The following is a 3,795-nucleotide window of genomic DNA, read 5'->3' on the forward strand; positions in this document are numbered from 1 at the left end:
CGGACCTTCTCCAGCACCTCCATGCGTCAGATCGCCAGCCGCGCGAGCATATCCCGCGCCTGTTCGGCCGACTTCGGATCGCACAGCACGTCGTAGCGACCGGCCACCAATTGCATGGTGGACGCGAAGTCGCGCTGACCCCTGGTCGCCGCGTACGGGATCGAGGTCGAGATGACGCCGAAGATGATGCCGCCGACCAGGCCGACGAGCAGTGGCCCCAGCGCACCGCTGGTGGTGAACAGGCTCAGCAGCAGACCGAGGAACAGACCCAGCCAGGCGCCCGACACCACGCCGCCGCCGATCACCTTGCCCCAGGTCAGCCGATAGAGCACCCGCTCGACCTGCATCAAGTCGACACCGACGATGGTCACGTCCTGCACCGGGAACTGGTTGTCGGCCAGGTAGTCGACCGCCTTCTGCGCCTCGGCATAGGTCGGGTAGGAACCGACCGGCCAGCCCGACGGGGGCGTCGGGAGGCCCTGCCGCGCGCGGCTCGAGTTCCCCAAAGGATTCGTCATGGCTCCATTCTGCTATTCCGACGCATCCCGCGGTGGTGTGAAACGCGTGGTGCGCGTCATCCCGGCGGCGCGTCCCTTCCGCGCGATCACCTGAGCCATCTTGGCGCTGGCCTCATCGATCATCTCGTCGCCGAGCATCACCGCGCCCCGCGCGCCGCCCGCGGCGGAGGTGTGAAACGCGTACGCGTCCAGGATCTCCTCGGCTCGGTCGTAGTCGGACTGGCGCGGGCTGAAGATCTCGTTGGCCGCCTCGATCTGGCCGGGATGCAGCACCCACTTGCCGTCGAAGCCGAGCGCCGCGGTGCGCGCGGCGGCCCGCCGGAACCCTTCGACGTCCCGAATCTGCAGGTACGGCCCGTCGATCGCCTGCAGTCCGTGCGCACGGGCGGCGAGCAGGATGGTCATCAGGATGTGGTGGTAGGCGTCACCGGTGTCGTAGCCCTCCGGTTGCTCGCCGACCACCAGGGTGCGCATGTTGATGCTGGCCATGAAGTCGGCCGGGCCGAAGACCAGCGTCTGCACCCGGGGGCTCGCGGTGGCGATCGCGTCGATGTTGCGCAGTCCCAGCGCGTTCTCGATCTGCGGCTCGATGCCGATCCGGCCGGTGTCCAGGCCGCAGGCCTTCTCCAACTGGGTCAGCAGCAGATCCAGCGCGCGCACCTGGCCCGCGTCGGTCACCTTGGGCAGCAGGATCGCGTCCAGCGCCGCGCCCGCGCCCTCGACCACGGAAATGACGTCGGCGTAGGTCCATTCGGTGGTCCAGTCGTTCACCCGGACCACGCGCAGCTGTTTTCCCCATCCTGAGTCGTTCAGCGCCGCGACGATGTTCGCCCGCGCCTCGGCCTTCGCGGCCGGGGCGACCGCGTCCTCCAGATCGAGAAACACCTCGTCGACGGGCAAGGTCTTGGCTTTCTCGATCATCTTCGTGTTGCTGCCCGGGCAGGCGAGCACCGAACGGCGTGGCTGCATGATCACTCCCGTCGATCGTGGCGCGGTGCGAACACCGGCCCGCGAACATCTAGCCTGGCAGCATGGCAGCTACCAGGGTGTACGTCGCCAGGCTGGCCGGATTGGCGGTGCTGGGACCGGACGGGGAGTCTATCGGCCGGATCCGTGACGTCGTCGTGGCCGTCCGCTCCGACCGCCAGCAGCCCCGGGTGCACGGCCTGGTCGTCGAATTGCCCACGCGGCGGCGCATTTTCGTGCCCATCCTGCGGGTCACCGCGATCGAACCCGGCGTGGTCACGCTGAACACCGGCACGGTCAGCCTGCGGCGTTTCACCCAGCGACCGGGCGAGATGCTGGCCCTGGCGCAGATCGTCGACTCGGTGGTCCGGGTCGAGGACCCGGACCTGCCGGATCTGGCGGGCGTCGACGTCCACGTGATCGATCTCGGCCTGGAACAGACGCGTTCCAGGGACTGGCTGGTCACCAGGGTCGCGGTGCGCGGGCACCGCAGATTGGGCCGCAGGCGCACGGTGCACGTGGTCGACTGGACCATGGTGTCGGGCCTGACGCCCTACGAGATCGGCAGGCCGGGACAGGACGTCACCCAGCTGCTGGAACAGTTCGAGGGCATGCGCGCGGCCGACGTCGCGCAGCAGCTGCGCGAGCTGCCGGAGAAGCGGCGGATCGAGGTGGCGGTCGCGCTGGACGACGAACGCCTGGCCGACGTGGTGCAGGAGCTTCCCGACGACGAGCAGGTCGAGCTGCTCAGCCACCTGGAAGTGCGCCGGGCCGCCGACGTGCTGGAGGCGATGGACCCCGACGACGCCGCCGACCTGCTGGGCGAGTTGCCCGAGGGCGAGGCCGAATCCCTGCTGGCTCTGATGGACCCGCAGGAGTCCGAGCCGGTGCGCAGGCTGCTCGAGCACTCCCCTTACAGCGCGGGCGGTCTGATGACGCCGAAGCCGGTCATCCTGACGCCGTCCACCACGGTGGCCGAAGCCCTCGCGCGGGTACGCAACCCCGACCTGACCCCGGCGCTGGCCTCCATGGTCTTCGTGGTCCGTCCGCCGACCGCGACGCCGACCGGTCGCTACCTGGGGTCGGTGCACATCCAGCAATTGCTGCGCGAGCCACCGGCCCACCTGGTGGGCGGCATTCTCGACACCGATCTTTCACCGCTGCGCCCCGAGCTCCCGCTGGCGGCGGTGACCAGGTACTTCGCGACCTACAACCTGGTCTGCGGACCGGTGGTGGACGAGGAGAACCACCTGCTCGGCGCGGTGAGCGTCGACGACGTCCTCGACCACCTGCTGCCGGAGGACTGGCGCGACCAGGAAGAGACCGACGAGAGGGGCGGGGCGTGAGGCGACAGCGCGGCGTGACCACGCGGGGCCGTCGGCACGCCCGGAAGGACACACCGTGAGCGACAACGACCCGGGCATGCGGCTCGGTCACAGCAGGGCCCGCCAGCGCCTGGAGACGCCGGTGGAAGGCCGATTCCGGTTCGAGTGGGACGCCGAGGCGCTGGCCCGCAGCAGCGAGCGGGTGGCGCGATTCCTCGGCACCGGACGGTATCTGGCGGTCCAGACGATCCTGGTGCTGGTCTGGATCGGTGTGAACGTCTTCGTGGTCGCGCTGCGCTGGGACCCGTACCCGTTCATCCTGCTGAATCTGGCGTTCTCCACCCAGGCCGCCTATGCCGCGCCGCTGATCCTGCTCGCGCAGAACCGGCAGGACAACCGGGACCGGGTCGCCCTGGAAGAGGACCGGATGCGCGCCGCGCAGACCAAGGCCGACACCGAGTTCCTGGCCCGCGAACTCGCCGCGCTGCGCATCGCGGTGGGCGAAGTGGCCACCCGCGATTACCTGCGCCGGGAATTGGAAGAGTTGAAAGGCATTCTGGACCGGATCGAGTCCGCGGAATCCCCGGATCACGAGATCCGCGTGGAAAGTGGCGGAAAGAGCGGGCGCAAGAAAAGCTCCGGCCGAAAGCCCGCCCCAGCTCCGGTTTCACCGTCGGTAACCAGTGATCAACCGGAAATACCGAATAACGACCTGACTGGTGGGTAACCTGGACAACGTTGTCCAGAGCGGCCAGGGCAGGGGATGTCCCGGACAGCCGCTCCCACGACGTCGAGGATTGGGTGTGGCCGAATGCGTGTATCTGCTCCGATAACGGTCTCGGCTCTGGTTGTTGCTGGTGTGGTGGTGAGCGGTTCAGGGGTGCATTCCCCGGTGGGTGGCGAAGCGCCGCGAGCGCCCGAGGTATTGGCGGCGGCGCCGTCCGCCGGGAGCGCCGAGTCGCGGGTGGTGGGGTTGTTGCCGGTGG

General features: G+C 68.9%; 4 protein-coding genes. 2 read left to right on the top strand and 2 right to left on the bottom strand.

Going from position 1 to position 3,795, the window contains the following annotated elements; translation table 11 throughout:
• Positions 1–26: 26 nt before the first annotated feature.
• Both ON27_RS22460 and ON27_RS22465 read right to left on the bottom strand, forming a co-directional pair.
• Positions 27–518, bottom strand: a complete 492-nt coding sequence (locus ON27_RS22460; protein WP_043731283.1) for a YflT domain-containing protein — start codon at positions 516–518, stop codon at positions 27–29.
• A 12-nt stretch (positions 519–530) separates the two neighbouring features.
• Entirely contained in the window at positions 531–1,487 is a 957-nt protein-coding gene (locus tag ON27_RS22465; RefSeq protein ID WP_043731289.1) for an HpcH/HpaI aldolase/citrate lyase family protein, read from the bottom strand.
• 62 nt (positions 1,488–1,549) lie between these two features.
• On the opposite strand from ON27_RS22465, the gene ON27_RS22470 reads away from it, so the two are divergent.
• A complete protein-coding gene (locus ON27_RS22470; RefSeq protein WP_043731285.1) occupies positions 1,550–2,830 on the top strand; it encodes a magnesium transporter MgtE N-terminal domain-containing protein in 1,281 nt (426 codons plus the stop codon).
• 76 nt (positions 2,831–2,906) lie between these two features.
• Entirely contained in the window at positions 2,907–3,536 is a 630-nt protein-coding gene (locus ON27_RS22475; RefSeq protein WP_051046891.1) for a DUF1003 domain-containing protein, read from the top strand.
• The last annotated feature ends 259 nt before the right edge of the window (positions 3,537–3,795 follow it).

Origin of the sequence: Nocardia asiatica NBRC 100129 (genome assembly GCF_000308415.1) — a bacterium.
GTDB lineage: Bacteria > Actinomycetota > Actinomycetes > Mycobacteriales > Mycobacteriaceae > Nocardia > Nocardia asiatica.